General features: G+C 70.2%; 16 protein-coding genes and 2 pseudogenes. 7 read left to right on the forward strand and 11 right to left on the reverse strand.

Translation table 11 applies throughout. From position 1 onward, the window contains the following. Positions 1–5: 5 nt before the first annotated feature. Positions 6–956 (reverse strand): IS481-like element IS481 family transposase, encoded by a 951-nt coding sequence (locus BN118_RS07110; RefSeq protein WP_005012067.1) that lies wholly within the window; start codon positions 954–956, stop codon positions 6–8. 17 nt (positions 957–973) lie between these two features. On the opposite strand from BN118_RS07110, the gene BN118_RS07115 reads away from it, so the two are divergent. After that, on the forward strand, positions 974–1510 hold the full coding sequence (locus BN118_RS07115; protein ID WP_049805771.1) for a GNAT family N-acetyltransferase: 537 nt from the start codon (positions 974–976) through the stop codon (positions 1508–1510). Positions 1511–1608: 98 nt separating this feature from the next. Next, the gene (locus BN118_RS07120; RefSeq protein WP_005013747.1) at positions 1609–2559 is read left to right on the forward strand and encodes an IS481-like element IS481 family transposase; all 951 of its coding nucleotides are present in this window, start codon (positions 1609–1611) and stop codon (positions 2557–2559) included. Positions 2560–2577: 18 nt separating this feature from the next. On the opposite strand, the gene BN118_RS07125 is transcribed toward BN118_RS07120, so the two are convergent. The 3 genes from BN118_RS07125 to BN118_RS07135 are packed head-to-tail and all read right to left on the reverse strand — an operon-like array spanning position 2578 to position 4807. Next, a complete protein-coding gene (locus BN118_RS07125) occupies positions 2578–2925 on the reverse strand; it encodes a GFA family protein (protein WP_003812199.1) in 348 nt (115 codons plus the stop codon). Positions 2926–2953: 28 nt separating this feature from the next. After that, the gene (locus tag BN118_RS07130) at positions 2954–4393 is read right to left on the reverse strand and encodes a DHA2 family efflux MFS transporter permease subunit (protein ID WP_014905664.1); all 1440 of its coding nucleotides are present in this window, start codon (positions 4391–4393) and stop codon (positions 2954–2956) included. Between the two features lie 18 nt (positions 4394–4411). Continuing rightward, positions 4412–4807, reverse strand: coding sequence for a VOC family protein (locus BN118_RS07135; protein ID WP_014905665.1), 396 nt, complete (start codon positions 4805–4807; stop codon positions 4412–4414). Between the two features lie 174 nt (positions 4808–4981). Between BN118_RS07135 and BN118_RS07140 the strand changes: the two genes are divergently transcribed. Both BN118_RS07140 and BN118_RS07145 read left to right on the forward strand, forming a co-directional pair. Then, positions 4982–5590 (forward strand): LON peptidase substrate-binding domain-containing protein, encoded by a 609-nt coding sequence (locus BN118_RS07140; protein ID WP_003812191.1) that lies wholly within the window; start codon positions 4982–4984, stop codon positions 5588–5590. A gap of 12 nt (positions 5591–5602) precedes the next feature. Next, positions 5603–6421 (forward strand): ParB N-terminal domain-containing protein, encoded by an 819-nt coding sequence (locus tag BN118_RS07145; protein WP_010930753.1) that lies wholly within the window; start codon positions 5603–5605, stop codon positions 6419–6421. On the opposite strand, the gene BN118_RS07150 is transcribed toward BN118_RS07145, so the two are convergent. From BN118_RS07150 to BN118_RS07170, 5 genes are all read right to left on the reverse strand, one after another. Beyond that, positions 6373–7347 (reverse strand): AraC family transcriptional regulator, encoded by a 975-nt coding sequence (locus tag BN118_RS07150; RefSeq protein ID WP_010930752.1) that lies wholly within the window; start codon positions 7345–7347, stop codon positions 6373–6375. The genes BN118_RS07145 and BN118_RS07150 overlap by 49 nt on opposite strands. A gap of 28 nt (positions 7348–7375) precedes the next feature. Continuing rightward, on the reverse strand, positions 7376–8443 hold the full coding sequence (locus BN118_RS07155; protein WP_014905666.1) for an XdhC family protein: 1068 nt from the start codon (positions 8441–8443) through the stop codon (positions 7376–7378). After that, entirely contained in the window at positions 8440–10656 is a 2217-nt protein-coding gene (locus BN118_RS07160) for a xanthine dehydrogenase family protein molybdopterin-binding subunit (RefSeq protein WP_014905667.1), read from the reverse strand. The genes BN118_RS07155 and BN118_RS07160 overlap by 4 nt, the downstream gene beginning before the upstream one ends. Before the next feature lie 13 nt (positions 10657–10669). Then, positions 10670–11128, reverse strand: coding sequence for a (2Fe-2S)-binding protein (locus BN118_RS07165; protein ID WP_010930750.1), 459 nt, complete (start codon positions 11126–11128; stop codon positions 10670–10672). A 157-nt stretch (positions 11129–11285) separates the two neighbouring features. After that, positions 11286–11630 carry an I78 family peptidase inhibitor gene (locus tag BN118_RS07170; RefSeq protein ID WP_003812179.1) on the reverse strand — a complete coding sequence of 115 codons (345 nt, stop codon included), beginning with the start codon at positions 11628–11630 and terminating at the stop codon, positions 11286–11288. A gap of 156 nt (positions 11631–11786) precedes the next feature. On the opposite strand from BN118_RS07170, the gene BN118_RS07175 reads away from it, so the two are divergent. Together BN118_RS07175 and BN118_RS07180 are read left to right on the forward strand one after the other, a co-directional pair. Next, on the forward strand, positions 11787–12692 hold the full coding sequence (locus BN118_RS07175; RefSeq protein WP_010930749.1) for a LysR family transcriptional regulator: 906 nt from the start codon (positions 11787–11789) through the stop codon (positions 12690–12692). Between the two features lie 86 nt (positions 12693–12778). Then, positions 12779–13792, forward strand: a complete 1014-nt coding sequence (locus BN118_RS07180; RefSeq protein WP_010930748.1) for a pyridoxamine 5'-phosphate oxidase family protein — start codon at positions 12779–12781, stop codon at positions 13790–13792. Between the two features lie 7 nt (positions 13793–13799). On the opposite strand, the pseudogene BN118_RS07185 reads toward BN118_RS07180, so the two are convergent. After that, positions 13800–14937, reverse strand: a pseudogene (locus tag BN118_RS07185) (3-deoxy-7-phosphoheptulonate synthase). Positions 14938–15022: 85 nt separating this feature from the next. After that, a pseudogene (locus tag BN118_RS07190) lies at positions 15023–15521 on the reverse strand (LysE family translocator). Between the two features lie 265 nt (positions 15522–15786). On the opposite strand from BN118_RS07190, the gene BN118_RS07195 reads away from it, so the two are divergent. After that, positions 15787–16803, forward strand: coding sequence for an IS110-like element IS1663 family transposase (locus BN118_RS07195; RefSeq protein WP_014905421.1), 1017 nt, complete (start codon positions 15787–15789; stop codon positions 16801–16803). Positions 16804–16827 lie beyond the last annotated feature (24 nt).

The following is a 16827-nucleotide window of genomic DNA, read 5'->3' on the forward strand; positions in this document are numbered from 1 at the left end:
CGCGGCTAGCTGTGAACTGTCAATAGGTTGTATTCGTCCAGGTTGAGTCTGGAGATGGGTACAGCGCGCCCGATGCCTTGGTGGGGTCGATGCCAGTTGTAGTGGTGTAGCCAGGATTTCATGGCATCGGCTCGGTGTTGGGAGTTCTGGTAGGTGTGAGCGTAAGCCCACTCACGCAAGGCCGACTGGATGAAGCGTTCGGCCTTGCCATTGGTCTGTGGGCGGTAAGGTCGGGTAAAGCGGTGCTTGATGCCCAGCTCATGGCACAGCGCGGCGAAGGCGCGGCTGCGAAAGGCCGAGCCATTGTCGGTGAGCAAGCGCTGGATGGTCACGCCCAGGCGCTGGTAGTAGGCCACTGCGTCCTTGAGGAACTGGACGGCGCTGGGGAAGCGCTCGTCGGGGTGGATGTCGGTGAAGGCCACGCGGGCGTGGTCATCGATGGCCACGAAGACGAAGTCCCAGCCGGCCCCCTCAACGGTATCGCGTCGGTTGCCCGTGACCCGGTGGCCAGGGCGCTGGATACGTCCCAGCTTCTTGATGTCGATGTGCAGCAGATCGCCGGGGGCCTGATGCTCGTAGCGCACCACCGGCTCGGCCGGCTCCAGGTCGGCCAGGTGCGACAGACCGGCGCGGGCCAGGACGCGGCTGACGGTGCTGGCTGACACGCCCAGCGCCTGGGCGATGCGCGCTTGGGTCAGCCGCTTGCGGCGCAGCTCCACGATAGCCAGCGCCTTGGCCGGCGCAATCGCTCGGGGCGAGACCGTCGGGCGCGAGGACGCATCGGCCAAGCCCGCCTGGCCCTGAGCCAGGAAGCGGCCCAGCCATTTGCGCACAGTCGGCGCGGTGACCCCATAGGCGCGGGCCGCTTCAGGTACACAAACTTGATGGGCGATCAATTGCTGGACCATTTCGAGTCGACGTAGGAAGGTCAATCGGGCATGCTTATGGGTGTTCATCCGGCCGGGCTCCTTGAGTGAACTGGGGGGTTGGCGATTTCCAGTTTCTCAAATCCGGTTCGGATGAACCATGCATACAACCTATTGAATCTTCACAGCTAGCCGCGGCCGCCCACGGCGTCGCGGATCTTGCGGTCGGTATGGCCATGAGCGAGCAGGACCACCGGGCCTGGATCGCGGCCGGCACCAGCTGGGTGGCCGAATGCCCCGGCGCCGGATTGGCGGGCTTCCTGGTCGCGGAGCGCACCGCCGATGCGCTGCATGTCTGGGAGCTGGCGGTGCGGCGCGAAATGCAGGGCCGCGGCATCGGCGGGCGGCTGGTGCGGGCCGCCATCGACGCCGCGGCGGCGGCCGGCCTGCCCGCCATCACGCTGACCACCTTCCGCGACCTGCCCTGGAACCAGCCCTTCTACGCGCGCCTGGGTTTCGCCACGCTGCAAGCGGACGGCCTCAACGTGCGCCTGCAGGCCATCCTGGCGCGCGAGGCCAGCCTGGGCCTGCCGGCGGCGCGCCGCTGCGCCATGCGGCGCGAGATCGCGGCGGCGCGCCGCTAGCTGTGAAGATTCAATAGGTTGTATGCATGGTTCATCCGAACCGGATTTGAGAAACTGGAAATCGCCACCCCCCCAGTTCACTCAAGGAGCCCGGCCGGATGAACACCCATAAGCATGCCCGATTGACCTTCCTACGTCGACTCGAAATGGTCCAGCAATTGATCGCCCATCAAGTTTGTGTGCCTGAAGCGGCCCGCGCCTATGGGGTCACCGCGCCGACTGTGCGCAAATGGCTGGGCCGCTTCCTGGCTCAGGGCCAGGCGGGCTTGGCCGATGCGTCCTCGCGCCCGACGGTCTCGCCCCGAGCGATTGCGCCGGCCAAGGCGCTGGCTATCGTGGAGCTGCGCCGCAAGCGGCTGACCCAAGCGCGCATCGCCCAGGCGCTGGGCGTGTCAGCCAGCACCGTCAGCCGCGTCCTGGCCCGCGCCGGTCTGTCGCACCTGGCCGACCTGGAGCCGGCCGAGCCGGTGGTGCGCTACGAGCATCAGGCCCCCGGCGATCTGCTGCACATCGACATCAAGAAGCTGGGACGTATCCAGCGCCCTGGCCACCGGGTCACGGGCAACCGACGCGATACCGTTGAGGGGGCCGGCTGGGACTTCGTCTTCGTGGCCATCGATGACCACGCCCGCGTGGCCTTCACCGACATCCACCCCGACGAGCGCTTCCCCAGCGCCGTCCAGTTCCTCAAGGACGCAGTGGCCTACTACCAGCGCCTGGGCGTGACCATCCAGCGCTTGCTCACCGACAATGGCTCGGCCTTTCGCAGCCGCGCCTTCGCCGCGCTGTGCCATGAGCTGGGCATCAAGCACCGCTTTACCCGACCTTACCGCCCACAGACCAATGGTAAGGCCGAACGCTTCATCCAGTCGGCCTTGCGTGAGTGGGCTTACGCTCACACCTACCAGAACTCCCAACACCGAGCCGATGCCATGAAATCCTGGCTACACCACTACAACTGGCATCGACCCCACCAAGGCATCGGGCGCGCTGTACCCATCTCCAGACTCAACCTGGACGAATACAACCTATTGACAGTTCACACCTAGCGCCGCCAGGCGCCGGCGCTATGCCGCGCGGCCGTCGTACTGATGCACGGCGACCGCGTCCAGGTCCACGTCGTCCAGGCAGCGGATATTGATCGCCGCCATCGCCCGGCCTTGCTGGTCGACGCCTTCGCCATGGGTGTGGATGCCGCACGTGGGACAGAAGCGGTGCTTGATCAGGTGGCGGTTGAAGGTATAGGTGGCGATCTGTTCGTCGGGCGTGGCCAGCCGCAGGTGGCCGCGCGGCACGAACCACAGCAGCGCGCCCTTGCGCCGGCATATCGAGCAATTGCAGGACATGGCGCCTGTCAGTTCGCCTTCCACGTCGAATCGGATGGTGCCGCAATGGCAACTGCCGTGATAGTGCATGGTGCGGGGCTCCTGTGCGGGTAAGGGATCAATGCGCGTCGGCGGCCGGGGCGCTCGCGCCGGGCTGCGGGCGGCGCAGCAGCACGCCGGCCAGCAGCGCGGCCAGGGCGGCGAACACGGCGCCCACCGCGAAGGCAGCGTGATAGCCGCCGTTGAGCGCCGTCAGCACGTCGGCGCCGCCGGCGCGCAGGCTGGCGCTGCGGCCCGCCGCCAGGCTGGCCAGCACCGCCAGGCCCAGGGCGCCGCCCATCATGAACGAAGTGTTGACCACGCCGGATGCCAGGCCCGCTTCGCTGGGGTCCACATCGCTCATGGCGGCCAGCAGCACGGGGTTGAACGCGATGCCCGCGCCCAGGCCCAGCAGCAGCATGCCCGGCAGCACGTCGACGGCGAACGAGCCTGCGACCGGCGCGCGCGCGAACAGCGCCAGCCCCAGCGCCGCCACCAGCAGGCCGCACACCAGCGGCGCGCGGATGTCGAAGCGCATCACCAGCCTGGCCGACAGCCCCAGCGAGAACGCCGCCATGATGATATTGGCCGGCAGGAAGCCCAGCCCCACCTGCATGGCCGTGTAGCCCAGCACCAGCTGCATGTAGAGCGCCGAGATGAAGAACCAGGCGAACATGGCCGCGGCCCACAGCACGCCGACGATGTTGGCGGTGGCGACGTTGCGCAGCGCGAACAGCGACAGCGGCATCAACGGCGCCGGTACGCGCGCCTCGATGCGCAGGAACAGCGCCAGCAGCGCGACCGCCAGCGCCAGCAGCCCGAGCGATTGGGGCGAGGTCCAGCCGGCCTCGTTGCCGTTGACCACCGCGTAGACGGCCAGCATCAGCGAGGCGGTGATGGCTGCCGCGCCGGCCAGGTCCAGCCGTGGATGGCCCGTCGGGCCCTGGCTGGCCGGCAGCAGCGGCAGGCACAGCGCGTAGACCAGCGCCCCGATGGGCAGGTTGACCAGGAAGATCCAGTGCCAGCTCAGCGAGCTGGTCAGCAGGCCGCCCAGCAACACGCCGATGCTGCCGCCGCCGGCGCAGACGAAACCGTAGACGCCCATGGCGCGGGCGCGCTCGGCCGGCTCGGTGAACAGCGTCATGATCAGCGACAGGGCCACGGCCGAGACGACCGCGCCGCCCAGGCCCTGCACCGCGCGCGCGGCCACCAGCATGGCCTGCCCCTGGGCCATCCCGCAGGCCAGCGAGGCCAGCGTGAACAGCGTCAGGCCGGCGAGGAACATGCGGCGCTGGCCCAGCAGGTCGCCCAGCCGTCCGCCCAGCAGCAGGAAGCCGCCGAAGGTCAGCATATAGGCGTTGACCACCCACACCAGCGACGCTTCGGTAAAGCCCAGGTCGGCCTTGATGGACGGCAGGGCGACGTTGACGATGGTCGTGTCCAGCACGATCATCAGCACGCCCAGGCACAGCACCATGAGGGCCAGCCAGCGCTTGCGTTCGTCGAGAGTGTGGGGCATGGATGCGATTCCTGGAGGTCAGCTGTTCATCTGGCCGCCGCTGATCATCCACGCCGTGCCGTGGCGGTCGACCAGCACGCCGAAGATTTCGGCCCAGAAGGTTTTCTGCAGCGGCATGGTGACCTGGCCGCCCTCGGCCAGCGCGTTGAAGATGCGCTGCGCGTCGGAGACGGTCGGGTAGACGAGCGACAGCGAAAAGCCTTTCTTGCCTTCGTACGGGCATTGGCTGTTGCTGTCGGAGGCCATCAGCAGCTGGTCATCGAGGCGCAGGCGCGCGTGCATGATCAGATCGCGGTCCTGCGGCTTGCAGGGCATCTCGGGCGGGCTTTCGCCGTAGGTGATCAAGGCGTCCAGCTTGCCGCCCAGGATGCGCTCGTACAGGCGCATGACCTCGGCGCAATCGCCGTCGAACATGAGATACGCGGAAATTTACGGCATGGTGTCATCCTCCGGAAGGTGGCCACGTCTCGTGGGGCGGGCCTTTTGAAGTGCTAATTTAATACAGGTTAGTCCTAAATTGCTAGTAATTTCAGGACGGCAAGCGGCGCCGCGGCGCACGTGGCGGGGCGATCGTGTCATCATAGGCCCATGGCCGAGATTCCATTATTTCCATTGAGCAACGCCTTGTTTCCTGCGGGCGTGCTGCGCCTGCGGGTGTTCGAGATCCGTTATCTCGACATGGTCAGGCGCTGCATCGCCGACGGCTCCGAGTTCGGCGTCGTGGTGCTGGAGCAGGGCACCGAAGTGCGCCGCCCCGATGGCCGCGAGGTGCTGGCGCGCGCCGGCACCATGGCGCGCATCGACCATTGGGAAGCGCCCATGCCGGCGCTGCTGGAACTGGCCTGCACCGGTACCGGGCGATTCCGGCTGCACGCTTGTACCCAGGGCAAGTACGGCCTGTGGACCGGCCAGGCCGAGCCGGTGCCCGACGATGCGCCGCTGGAAGTGCCGCCGGAACTGGCGCGCAGCGCCTCGGCGCTGGGGCGCCTGATCGCCCGCCTGCAGCGCGAGGGCGTGCCGCCTCACATCATGCCCATGGCCGCGCCGTTCCGGCTCGACGACTGCGGCTGGGTGGCCGACCGCTGGGCCGAGATGCTGTCGCTGCCGCCGGCCGACAAGGCGCGTCTGCTATTGTTGCCGCCGCTGGACAGGCTGCGCGAGATCGACGCGGTGCTGGCCGCCGACGGGCACGCCTGAGCCAGGCCCAACATGACGGGAACCATGACTATCCGGATCGACGAAGAACTGCGGGCCTACATCGACCCGCTGACGCCTGACGAATACGCGGCGCTGGAGCAAAGCCTGCTGGCCGAGGGCTGCCGCGACGCGCTGGTGCTGTGGGGCGACCTGCTGGTCGACGGCCACAACCGCCACGCCATTTGCAGCAAGCACGGTATCGCTTTCAATACGGTGCAGAACACGCGCCTGCAGTCCATGGACGATGTACGGCTATGGATGATAGACAACCACCTGGGGCGGCGCAGTGTGTCGGACTTCCAGCGCGGGGTGCTGGCCCTGCGCAAGAAGGAGATCCTGGAAAGCCGGCGCCAGGCCGGCGAAGGGGACGCCGCGCCGGCCGGCGGCGACGGGCCTGCGCCGCTGACGCGCCAGACGCTGGCGCGCCAGGCGCGCCTGAGCAGCGCGACCCTGGGCCAGATCGAGAAAATCCGCCAGCAGGCCGCGCCCGAACTGGTGCGCGCGGTGCAAAGCGGCGAGATTTCCATCAATGCCGCCGCGGCGGTGGCGACCTTGCCGGCGCCGCAGCAGGCGGCCGCGGCCGCGGGCGGGCGCGGCGAGCTGCGCGCCGCCGCGCGCCAGGTGCGCGAGGCGCGCCTGCCGGTACGCCGGGCGCCCGAAGCCGAACCGGCGCCCGCGGCCGAGCTGCGCGTGGTGGACGACTATCCCGCCGAGGTGGCGCGGCTGGACCGCCTGGTGGCGCAACTGGCCGAAGAGCGCGACGCTCTGAAGAAGAAAGTGGTTCAGCTGACCGTGGCGCTGGCCGAGGCGCGCGCCAAGCCGGGCGACTGAGCGTCGGCTGGGGCCGTGCCGCGCAAGCGCGCCGCGTCGCGCAGCGGCGGCGCGCCGCACAGGCGGCTGTATTCGCGGCTGAATTGCGACGCGCTTTCGTAGCCGACCCGGTGGGCGGCCGCGCCGGCGTCCAGGGTTTCGGCCACCATCAGCCGGTGCGCCTCGTGCAGGCGCAGCTGCTTCTGGTATTGCAGCGGGCTGAGCGCGGTGACGGCCTTGAAATGGTGATGCAGCGACGACACGCTCATGTTGACGGTCGTGGCCAGGTGTTCCACGCGCAGCGGCTGCGCGTAGTGCCGGCGCAGCCAGTCGATGGCGCGCGCGATCTGCAGCGCCGTGCCCTCGGCGCGCGCGATGTGGCGCAGCCGCCCGCCCATCGGACCGGACAGCAGGCGGTAGTGGATTTCGCGCTCGATCAACGGGGCCAGCACCGGGATGTCGGCCGGCGTGTCGAGCAGGCGCGCCAGGCGCAGCACGGCGTCGAGCAAGGGCTCGGTCAGGCGCGCGAGCGTCAGGCCGCGGCGCAGCGGCTGGCCGGCCGGCGGGGCGCCCAGCTCGCTGATCAGGCCGGCGATGCGGTGCGGATCCAGGTCGAGCGCAAAGCACAGGTAGGGCGTGCCCGGGGTGGCCAGCGTGACGCGCGAGGCCACCGGCAGGTCGAACGAGGTCAGCAGGTAGTGCGAGGTGTCGTATTCGTAGACGTCGTCGCCCAGCTGCACGCGCTTGGCGCCCTGCGCCAGCAGCGCCAGCGACGGCCGGTAGAAGCTGACGTTCAGTTCGGTCGGGCTGGACGAACGGTAGAAGTTCAGGCCCGGCAGGGCGGTCGCGGTGCTGCCGTCGGCCGGCGTATGCCGTTCGATCAGGCTGGCCAGTTCGTCGTGGCGCGGCGGCGGGCTGGCGGATGGGGAGTCGGGCAGGGCGCTCATCGGTGGGGGGCGGGCTGGACTGGCATGCCTATAGCGTAGCGCACAGGCCCGCCTGGATCACGCCGGCGCCGCCGGGCTGGCGGGCCTTGCCGGCGGCCACGCTGGCGGCGGGCGGCAGCGGCGCGCCGTTCTTGCCGGCGACGATCTCGGCCATGATGGACAGGGCGATCTCCGGCGGCGTGCGGCTGCCGATGTAGATGCCGGCCGGGCCGCGCAGGCGCGCCAGTTGCGCCGGCGTCAGCCCGAAATGTTCGCGCAGGCGCGCCACGCGCCGCGCATGGTTGGCGCGCGAGCCCAGCGCGCCGACGTAGAAGGCCGGCGTCTGCAGGGCGTCGATCAGCGCCAGGTCGTCCAGCTTGGGGTCATGGGTCAGCGCGATGACGGCGGTGCGCGCGTCGGGCCGCGCGGCGATCACCATGTCGTCGGGCATCGCCGTGGTCAGCGCCACGCCCTCGACCTGCCATCCGGCGCGGTACTCCTGGCGCGGATCGCTGACCGTGACGTCGAAGTCCAGCGCGATCGCCATTTCGCACAGGTAGCGCGACAGCTGGCCGGCGCCGACGACCAGCAGCCGGTGGCGCGGCCCGAGCACGCTGGCAAAGCCCGCGCCGTCCAGGCGCGGCTCGGCGTCGGCGGCGGCAGGCTCCAGCGTGACCGCGCCGTCGGCCAGGCGCACGCTGCGCCGCACGGTCTGGGTCTGGTGCGCGCGCAGTCGGGCCAGCAGGTCCGCGAGCCGGCTGTGCGCGCCCAGCGGCTCGAGCACCAGCTGCAGCGTGCCCCCGCAGGGCAGCCCGAAGCGGCGCGCCTGCTCGCCGTCCACGCCGTAGGTGGCCAGCGCCGGGCGGGCGCCGGGGCACAGCGCGGCGATGCCGCGCTGGCGGATCTGGTCGATCAGGTCGTCCTCGATGCAGCCGCCCGACACCGAGCCGGCCACCGCGCCATCGGCGCGGATGGCCATCATGGCACCGGGCGGGCGCGGCGATGAGCCCCAGGTGCGCGCCACGGTCAGCAGCACGGCGGCCTGGCCGGCGTCCAGCCAGGACTGGGCGGTCTGCAGCACGTACAGGTCGGCGGCTTGCATGGCGATGCTCCTCATGCCTTGACGGTGGTGCCCAGCGGCAGCGTGCGCAGGCGCTGGCCGGTGGCCTGGGCGATGGCGTTGGCCAGGGCCGGCGCCAGCGGCGGCACGCCCGGCTCGCCCACGCCGGTGGGCGGCTGCGTGGACGGCGCGATATGCACTTCGACGGCCGGCATTTCGGCCAGGCGCAGCACCGGGTAGTCGTGGAAGTTGCTCTGCTCGACCGCGCCGTCCTTCAGCGTGATGGCGCCGTGCAGGGCGGTGGACAGGGCAAAGCCGATGCCGCCTTCCATCTGCGCGCGCACCACGTCCGGATTGACGGCCAGGCCGCAATGCACGGCGGCGCATACGACCCGGTCCACCTTGAGCGCGCCGTCGGCGGCAATGGTCACTTCGACCACCTGCGCCATCACCGAGCGGAACGATTCATGCACCGCCACGCCGCGGCCGCGGCGCGTGCCTGGCGCGCCGGCCGCCAGCGGTTCGCGCCAGCCGGCGCGGGCGGCCGCCAGTTGCAGCACTTCGCGGTGGCGCGGGTGCGCGGCCAGCAGGGCCAGGCGATAGGCCACCGGGTCCTGGCCGGCCGCCACGGCGGCCTCGTCGATCAGGGTTTCGGCGGAGAACGCCGTATGCGTGTGCCCCACCGAGCGGTACCACAGGACCGGCACGGGCACATCGGTGGGCGTATGCAGCTCCACCTGCAGGTTGGGCACCGCGTAGGCGAGGTCGGACAGGCCCTCGACCGAGACCGGGTCGACGCCGTCGCGCACCCAGTCCGCCAGCGGCGTGCCCAGCAGGATCGATTGGCCGGCCATGCGCACGTGCACCGCCTGCAGCGCGCCGTCGGCGCCGAGCGCCAGCCGCGCGCGGTGCAGGTTGAGCGGCCGGTAGTAGCCGGCGCGCATGTCGTCCTCGCGCATCCACACCAGCTTGACCGGCGCGTTCAGGCCCTGGGCGCGCGCGGTGCGCGCGATGGCGACCGCCTCCAGCAGGTAGTCGGCATGCGAGCTGGCGCGGCGGCCGAAGCTGCCGCCGGCGTACAGCTGGGTCAAGGTGATGCGCTCGGCCGGCATGCCGAGATACTGCGCGATGGCGCGCTGGTCGGCCGTCTGGAACTGCTCGCCGTTCCAGATCTCGCAGCGTTCGTCGTCCAGCCGCACCAGGCAGTTCAGCGGCTCCATGGCCGCATGCGCAAGATACGGATACGTGTATTCGGCCTCGATGACCTTGGCCGCGCCCGCGAAGGCGGCGTCGATGTCGCCCTTGCGCGCCGCCATGCTGCCGGGCCGGCCGACGGCCTCGCGGTACCGGGCCAGGATGTCGGCGCTGCCCTGGCGGTAGGCCGGGCCCTCGTCCCACTCGATCCGCAGCGCATCGCGCCCGGCCCGCGCGGCCCAGGTATTGGTGGCCAGCACGGCCACGCCGGCGTGGCGCAGCGCAGCGCCGCCGAAGCGGACCACGGCGCGCACGCCGGGCACCGCCCGGGCGGCGGCGTCATCGACGCGCGCCACCGCCGCGCCCAGGCGCGGCGCATGCGCCACCACCGCCACCAGCATGCCGGGCAGCTTCATGTCCTGCGTGTAGAGGGCGCTGCCGTCGCTCTTGGCGGCGCTGTCGACGCGCGGCAGGCGATGCTTGCCGATCAGCCGGAAGCGGGCCGGGTCCTTGAGCGGCACGTCCTCGGGCACGGGCGAGCGCGCGGCGGCCTCGGCCAGCTCGCCGAAGCCGGCGCGGCGTCCCGAGGCCGGGTGGCTGAGCACGCCCTCGGCCACCTCGATCGTGTCGGCCGGCACTTGCCAGCGCTGTGCGGCGGCTTGCACCAGCATGGCGCGCGCGGTGGCGCCGGCGCGCCGCATGGGTTCCCACGAATCGAACATGGCGGTGCTGCCGCCGGTGCCCTGCAGGCCGCCCAGCGCCTGGTTGCCGTAGCGCGCGCTGTCGGCCGGGGCGCCCTCGACGCGCACCTGGCGCCAATCGGCGTCGAGCTCCTCGGCCAGCAGCGTGGCCAGGCCGGTATAGGCTCCCTGGCCCATCTCCAGGTGCTTGGCCAGGACGGTGACCCGGCCGTCGGCGCCGATGCGCACGAAGGCGTTGGCGGCGAAACCGTCGCCCGCCTGCGGGCCGGCGGCCATGGCGCGGCGGGCCAGCGGCGGCAGCGACAGGCCCAGCAGCAGGCCGCCGGCGCCTTGCACGAAACGGCGCCGGCTCAGGTTCTGGATGGCGATGCGCATGATGATTGCTCCCTCAGGCCAGGGCCGCGGCGGCGGCGTGGATGGCGGCGCGGATGCGCACGTACGTGGCGCAACGGCAGATATTGCCGTTCATGGCGTCGTCGATGTCGCGGTCGGTGGGGGCGGGATTGGCGCGCAGCAGGGCGGCGGCGGACATGATCTGGCCCGACTGGCAGTAGCCGCACTGGGCCACATCCAGTTCGCGCCAGGCCTGCTGCACGGCCTGGCCGGTGCGGTCGGCGGCCACGCCTTCGATGGTGACGATGCGGCGGCCGGCGACCGCCTGCACGGGCGTGATACAGGCGCGGATGGGCTGGCCGTCGGCGTGCACGGTGCAGGCGCCGCATAGCGCCATGCCGCAACCGTACTTGGTGCCGGTCAGGTCGGCCACATCGCGCAGGGCCCACAGCAGCGGCATCTCGCCGGGGGCGTCCAGTACGGTGTCCTTGCCATTGATATTGAGCGTCGGCATTGGGGGTTTCCTTCCGATGAGCGGGGGCGCGCCCTGGCGGCGCGCACGACCCGCAAAGAATAGGAAACCGAGGCCCGTGGCGGCAATGCCGATTGCTGCAGGATTCTTGCCTGATCCTGCGAGAGTGCGGCCCCGGCGGCGCCGGGGCCCGCGGGCATCAGCCGCAGCGCAGGGCGCTGATGCTGCCGTTGCCCTCCAGGATGATGTTCAGGCGGCGCGCGTTGTATTCCATGGTCATGACCTGGCCGGGCTTGAGCAGGCGCATCGACCCCGAGTTCGAGCGCCGCAGCGCGTCGTTGCCGACCGAGTCCGAATATTTCTGCCCCACCAGGTTCTGCACCGGCTGGGCGTCGCAGTCCGGGCCGCTGGGCGTCGTTGCCGACCCGGGCGCGGCGCTGGAGGAAGTCTGGCTGGAGGCCGGCGGGCTGGAGTCCGTCCGGGTGCCGGAGGCGCAGGCGGTCAGGCCGGCCAGCAGTGCAATGGGGATCAACTTCCAGATCATGGGCAACTCCTTAAAACTGGGAACAGACGGAATGTCCATGATAGTTGAGGCCGGGCACGGTTGGGGCGCGCGCCGCGCGCGGGCGCCGGGCCGGCTGGACGGCGCGGCGCCGACGCGGGATGATGCGCGCTTTGGGGCGCAGCCGGAGAAGGCGCAGTGGACAAATTCCAGGAGGTAAGCCTGTTCCTGGCCGTGGCCGAGGCGCGCAGCTTCGCCGCCGCGGGCCGGCGGCTGGGCCTGTCGGCCTCGACCGTGACGCGCGCGGTGGCGGCGCTGGAGGCGCGCCTGGGCATCCTGCTGCTGGTGCGCACCACGCGCCACGTACGCCTGACCGACGCCGGCGAACAGTTCGCGCACGATTGCCGCGCGGTGCTCGACAGCCTGGCGCAGGCCGAGGAGGCGGCCGCCGGCGGGCGGGTCCAGCCGCGCGGCGAACTGTCGGTGACGGCGCCGGCGCTGTTCGGCGAACTGCACGTGATGCCGGCCATCGTCGATTACCTGCGCCAGCACCGGCAGGTGCGGCTGCGCGCCTTGCTGGTCGATCGCGTGGTGCGGTTGCTCGACGAAGGCGTGGATGTGGCGGTGCGCATCGGCCGCCTGCCCGACTCCAGCCTGACCGCCATCCATGTGGGCGACGTGCGCCGCATCGTGTGCGCGGCGCCGGATTTCCTGGCGCGCGCCGGCGTGCCGTCGCATCCGGACATGCTGCCGCGCTATTGCACGGTCAGCGTGGTGATGGAAGGGCAAATGGACCGCTGGCGCTTTGTCTGTGACGGCCATGCCCGCGACCTGGACGTGCAGGCGCAACTTACCGTGACGTCGTCGCAGGCCGCGGTGCGCGCCGCTGTGCAGGGCTGGGGCCTGGCGCAGGTGGTGTCCTACCAGGCCGCCGGTGCGCTGCGCGAGGGCGCGCTGCAGGTGGTTCTGCGCGAATTCGAGCCGCCGCCCCTGCCGGTGCATGTGGTGTATCCGGAAGGGCGCAAGGGCGCCGCCAAGGTGCGCAGCTTCGTGGAATTCTGCGTGGAGCGCCTGCGCGCCGAACTGGGCGAGCTGCCGGCCTGACGGCGCTGCCGTACCAGCGGGCACGGCATTGCGGCGGCTGCAACACTGTTTTGCGCCGGCGCCGCGCGGGCCGCGCGGCGGGCATCATGGCGGTTGTTCGATACGACATTCCCGGTGCCTTGATGAGCGATTCGCTGGTTTTCCATACCGATCTCCCTGGCCTGGCCGACGGCCCCTGGCATGGCGGCGAGCTGGCCATGCAGGAGCGCGCCGGCGCGCGCGAACGCATGGCGCAATTGGGGCCGCGCGTCATCCGCGACTACATGCCGCAGCAGCATCGCGATTTCTTTGCCCAGCTGCCGTTCATGCTGCTGGCCACGGTCGATGCGCAAGGCGACCCCTGGGCCAGCGTGCTGGAGGGGCCGCCGGGTTTCGCGCACAGCCCCGACGAGCGCACCTTGCGCCTGGATGCCTGGCCCGCCGGCGACGACCCCGCGCGCGCCGGCCTGGCGCATGGCGCCGGCGTGGGCATGTTGGGCATCGAGCTGTCCACGCGGCGGCGCAATCGCGTCAACGGCCATGTCGCCGCGCTGGACGGACAGGGGTTCTGCGTGGCGGTGACGCAGTCGTTCGGCAACTGCCCGCAATACATACAGACCCGCCATGCGCGCCAGGCCGCGCCCGCGCCGCAGCCGGCGCGCTGGCTGGCGGGCCTGGACGCGGCCGCGCGCACGCTGGTCGGGCAGGCCGATACGCTGTTCGTGGCCAGCTACGCGCGCCAGGCCGGCCCGCACGCGGTGGACGTGTCGCATCGGGGCGGGCCGCCCGGCTTCGTGCACCTGCGCGGCGATACGCTGACGATGCCGGATTTCTCCGGCAATCGCTTCTTCAATACCCTGGGCAATCTGCTGGCCAATCCGCGCGCCGGCCTGGTGTTCGTGGATTTCGCGCGCGGCGACCTGCTGCAGCTGTGCGGGCGCGCCGAAGTGCTGGCCGAGGCCGGGGCGCCCGCGGCGTATCCGGGCGCCCAGCGCCTGTGGCGCGTCCACGTGGAGCGGGCAGTGCGCCGGCCCGCGGCGCTGGGGCTGCGGGCCGGGTTCGGCGAGTATGCCGCGCAGCTGGCGGCCGTGGGGCAATGGGCCGGCGAGCCGCCGGCCTGAGGCAGGCTCAGCCTTTGCGGCGCTGGCGCACGGCCTGGGCCAGCTCGGCCAGCACCGGCTCGGCCAGCACCGGCTCGGTCTGGGCCCAGCTCAGGCAGGCGTCGGTGATGGACACGCCGCGCTTGAGCGGCACGCCGGGCTTGAGATCCTGGCGGCCTTCCTCGAGGTTGCTTTCGATCATGATGCCGATGATGCGGCGGTCGCCGCCGGCCAGTTGCCGGGCCAGGTCGCGCGCCACGTCGACCTGGCGCGCGTGCGACTTGTTCGAATTGGCGTGCGAGCAGTCGACCATGACCTGCTCGCGCAGGCCGGCCTTGGCCAGCGCCGCACAGCAGGCGTCGATGGCGGCCGCGTCGTAGTTGGGGCCTTGCTTGCCGCCGCGCAGGATGACGTGGGTGTCGTCGTTGCCGCGCGTCTCGAAGATGGCGGCGGTGCCCATCTTGGTCATGCCCATGAAGGCATGCGGGGCGCTGGCGGCCACGATGGCGTCGGCCGCCACCTGGATGCCGCCGTCGGTGCCGTTCTTGAAACCCAGCGGGTAGCTCAGGCCCGAGGCCAGTTGCCGGTGGCTGGGGCTTTCGGTGGTGCGCGCGCCGATCGCGCCCCAGGCGATCAGGTCGGCGATGTATTGCGGGCTGAGCAGGTCCAGGAATTCGGTGGCGATGGGCAGTCCCAGGGCGCCGATTTCCAGCAGCAGGTGGCGCGCGCGGCGCAGGCCTTCGTTGATGCGGAAACTGCCGTCCAGGCGCGGATCGTTGATGTAGCCCTTCCAGCCCACGGTGGTGCGCGGCTTCTCGAAGTACACGCGCATGACGATGAGCAGGTCGTCGGCCAGCGTGTCGGCCGCCTCCTTGAGCTGGCGCGCGTACTCCATGGCCTGTTCGTGGTCGTGGATGGAGCAGGGGCCGACCACCACCACCAGCCGGTCGTCGCGGCCGTGCAGCACGTCGGCGATGCGCGCGCGGCTGTCCTCCCTCGACCAGCGCCTGCAGCGGCGCCGATACCGGCAGTTCGTCCTGCAGCAGGGCGGGCGAAATCAGGGGACGCACGGCGCCGATGCGCACGTCGTCGATGCGGGTGGTGTCTTGCGTCGCGTCGGCCTGGCCGGCTTCGCGATCGTGCAGCGGGTCATCGATACGGGTCAAAGCAATTTCTCCGGTGCGCCCCGGCGGCGCAACAGGCAATTATCGCACTTTGCCGCGCGGCGCCGCGGCGCCACGGTTTGGGGAATCAGCGGCGGGCGTCCAGGGCCATGCGCACCGCCAGGCCGGCCAGCACCGAACCCATCAGCCAGCGCTGCGCCACCATCCACATGGGCCGGCGCGCCAGGAATACCGCGATGGCGCCGGCCATGACGGTGAACAGCGCGTTGACGCAGATGCTGATGCCGACCTGGGTGAAGCCCAGGGCCAGCGACTGGGTCAGGACGCTGCCTTGCTGCGGGTCGATGAACTGCGGCAGCAGCGACAGGTACAGCACGGCGATCTTGGGATTGAGCAGGGCGGTGAACAGCCCCATGGCGAACAGGCGGCGCGGCGGGCTGGGCGCCAGGGCGCGCACCTGGAATGGCGACTGCCCGCCCGGGCGCAGCGCCGGCCAGCGAAACCAGCCCGGCGCGGTAGCCCTGCGACAGCGAGCGCGACACCAGGTACATCATGTTGGGGCCGGGCGTGAGCGTCATGCCCAGGCAGATCAGGGCGAAGGCAAGCAGTTGGGTCGGTTCGGGCATGGCGGCACGCAAGGTGGACGCGCGGATGGCGCGCGGTTATCACTCTAGCGCAGAACTGTTGCGTAACAGGGGGAATTTTTGGTGCCTTGTATCTTTCCTCCGGTGGTGATTAGCTATCACCACCGCACGCCGATGACCGCGAGTTGGTGCCCAAAGCGAGGACTTTGTGGGACAGATAGCGGCTCGGCAGCGCACTGCTGGGCCGGCGAGACACTGGACGGTATCGTAGGGCGAGGACCCTGTATGTACAAGGCAAGTGGGCGCAGTGGCTGACAGCAGTTTGTTATCTGCAGGAGGCCAAGTCCATGTTTTCATAGGTATTGATGTATCAAAGGCCAAGCTGGATTGCACGTTGCTGACGGCTGAGGCTGACAAGCATAAGACTAAGGTGGTGGTCAACACCGCCGCGGGCGTACAAGCCCTGCTGGCGTGGTGCGCCAAACACGGCGCACAGCCGGCGCAGTTGCACGCCATCCTGGAGCCTACGGGTCTGTATCACGAGCAAGCGGCCACGGCGCTGCCCCAGGTCCGGGTCTCTTTGGTCAATCCCGCCCAGGCCCGGGACTTTGCCAAGGCCTTGGCGCTGCGCTCCAAAAATGATGCGCTCGACAGCTACGTGCTGGCTCGCTATGGACAGACGCTGAGCCCGGCGCTGTGGCACCCGGCGCCCTTGCATGCGCGTCAACTGCGCGCCTTGTTGACGCGACGCGAGGCGCTGAGCAAGGATCTGTTGCGTGAGCTCAATCGCAAAGAGAAGAGCCAGTTCAGCCCCTCGGCGCCCTTGGTCGATGGTTCCATCGACAAGGCCATCGCGTTCTTGCGCGAACAGATCAAACAAATCGAGCGGGCGATCGATCAGCACATCGACAACCACCCCGACCTCAAGCAAGACTGCGAGCTGCTGAACTCCATCCCCGCCATCGGGCCTCAGGCCGGCAACGCCATCCTGGCCGTCATGCACAATCGGCATATCGACTCCGCCCAGAGCCTGGCCGCCTATCTCGGGGTGGTCCCTGTGCAGCGCCAATCCGGCAGCAGTCTGAACAGCTGCGCACGCCTGTCCAAAGCCGGCCCCTCCCAGGTGCGCGCCACGTTATACATGGCGGCCCTGGTTGGGACCCGCCACAACCCCCACATCCGCGCCCTTTACCAGCGCCTGCTCAAAGCAGGAAAAAGCAAAAAGGCCGCGCTGGGCGCGGCCATGAGAAAACTGGTGCATCTGTGCTTCGGGGTCCTCAAAAACCGCATCCCCTACCAGCCCAATTACGCCATGAACGGTTGACTGCCAAGACGGTATCTGTCCCCG

Source organism: Bordetella pertussis 18323 (assembly GCF_000306945.1).
GTDB lineage: Bacteria > Pseudomonadota > Gammaproteobacteria > Burkholderiales > Burkholderiaceae_B > Bordetella > Bordetella pertussis.

Coding starts and splice junctions, on each gene's coding strand:
- BN118_RS07160 (WP_014905667.1), bottom strand. CDS start 10,656: ATGCGCATCGCCATCCAGAACCTGAGCCGGCGCCGTTTCGTGCAAGGC.
- BN118_RS07145 (WP_010930753.1), top strand. CDS start 5,603: ATGACGGGAACCATGACTATCCGGATCGACGAAGAACTGCGGGCCTAC.
- BN118_RS07130 (WP_014905664.1), bottom strand. CDS start 4,393: ATGCCCCACACTCTCGACGAACGCAAGCGCTGGCTGGCCCTCATGGTG.
- BN118_RS07155 (WP_014905666.1), bottom strand. CDS start 8,443: ATGAGGAGCATCGCCATGCAAGCCGCCGACCTGTACGTGCTGCAGACC.
- BN118_RS07135 (WP_014905665.1), bottom strand. CDS start 4,807: ATGTTCGACGGCGATTGCGCCGAGGTCATGCGCCTGTACGAGCGCATC.
- BN118_RS07150 (WP_010930752.1), bottom strand. CDS start 7,347: ATGAGCGCCCTGCCCGACTCCCCATCCGCCAGCCCGCCGCCGCGCCAC.
- BN118_RS07125 (WP_003812199.1), bottom strand. CDS start 2,925: ATGCACTATCACGGCAGTTGCCATTGCGGCACCATCCGATTCGACGTG.
- BN118_RS07165 (WP_010930750.1), bottom strand. CDS start 11,128: ATGCCGACGCTCAATATCAATGGCAAGGACACCGTACTGGACGCCCCC.
- BN118_RS07180 (WP_010930748.1), top strand. CDS start 12,779: ATGGCGGTTGTTCGATACGACATTCCCGGTGCCTTGATGAGCGATTCG.
- BN118_RS07120 (WP_005013747.1), top strand. CDS start 1,609: ATGAACACCCATAAGCATGCCCGATTGACCTTCCTACGTCGACTCGAA.
- BN118_RS07170 (WP_003812179.1), bottom strand. CDS start 11,630: ATGATCTGGAAGTTGATCCCCATTGCACTGCTGGCCGGCCTGACCGCC.
- BN118_RS07140 (WP_003812191.1), top strand. CDS start 4,982: ATGGCCGAGATTCCATTATTTCCATTGAGCAACGCCTTGTTTCCTGCG.
- BN118_RS07110 (WP_005012067.1), bottom strand. CDS start 956: ATGAACACCCATAAGCATGCCCGATTGACCTTCCTACGTCGACTCGAA.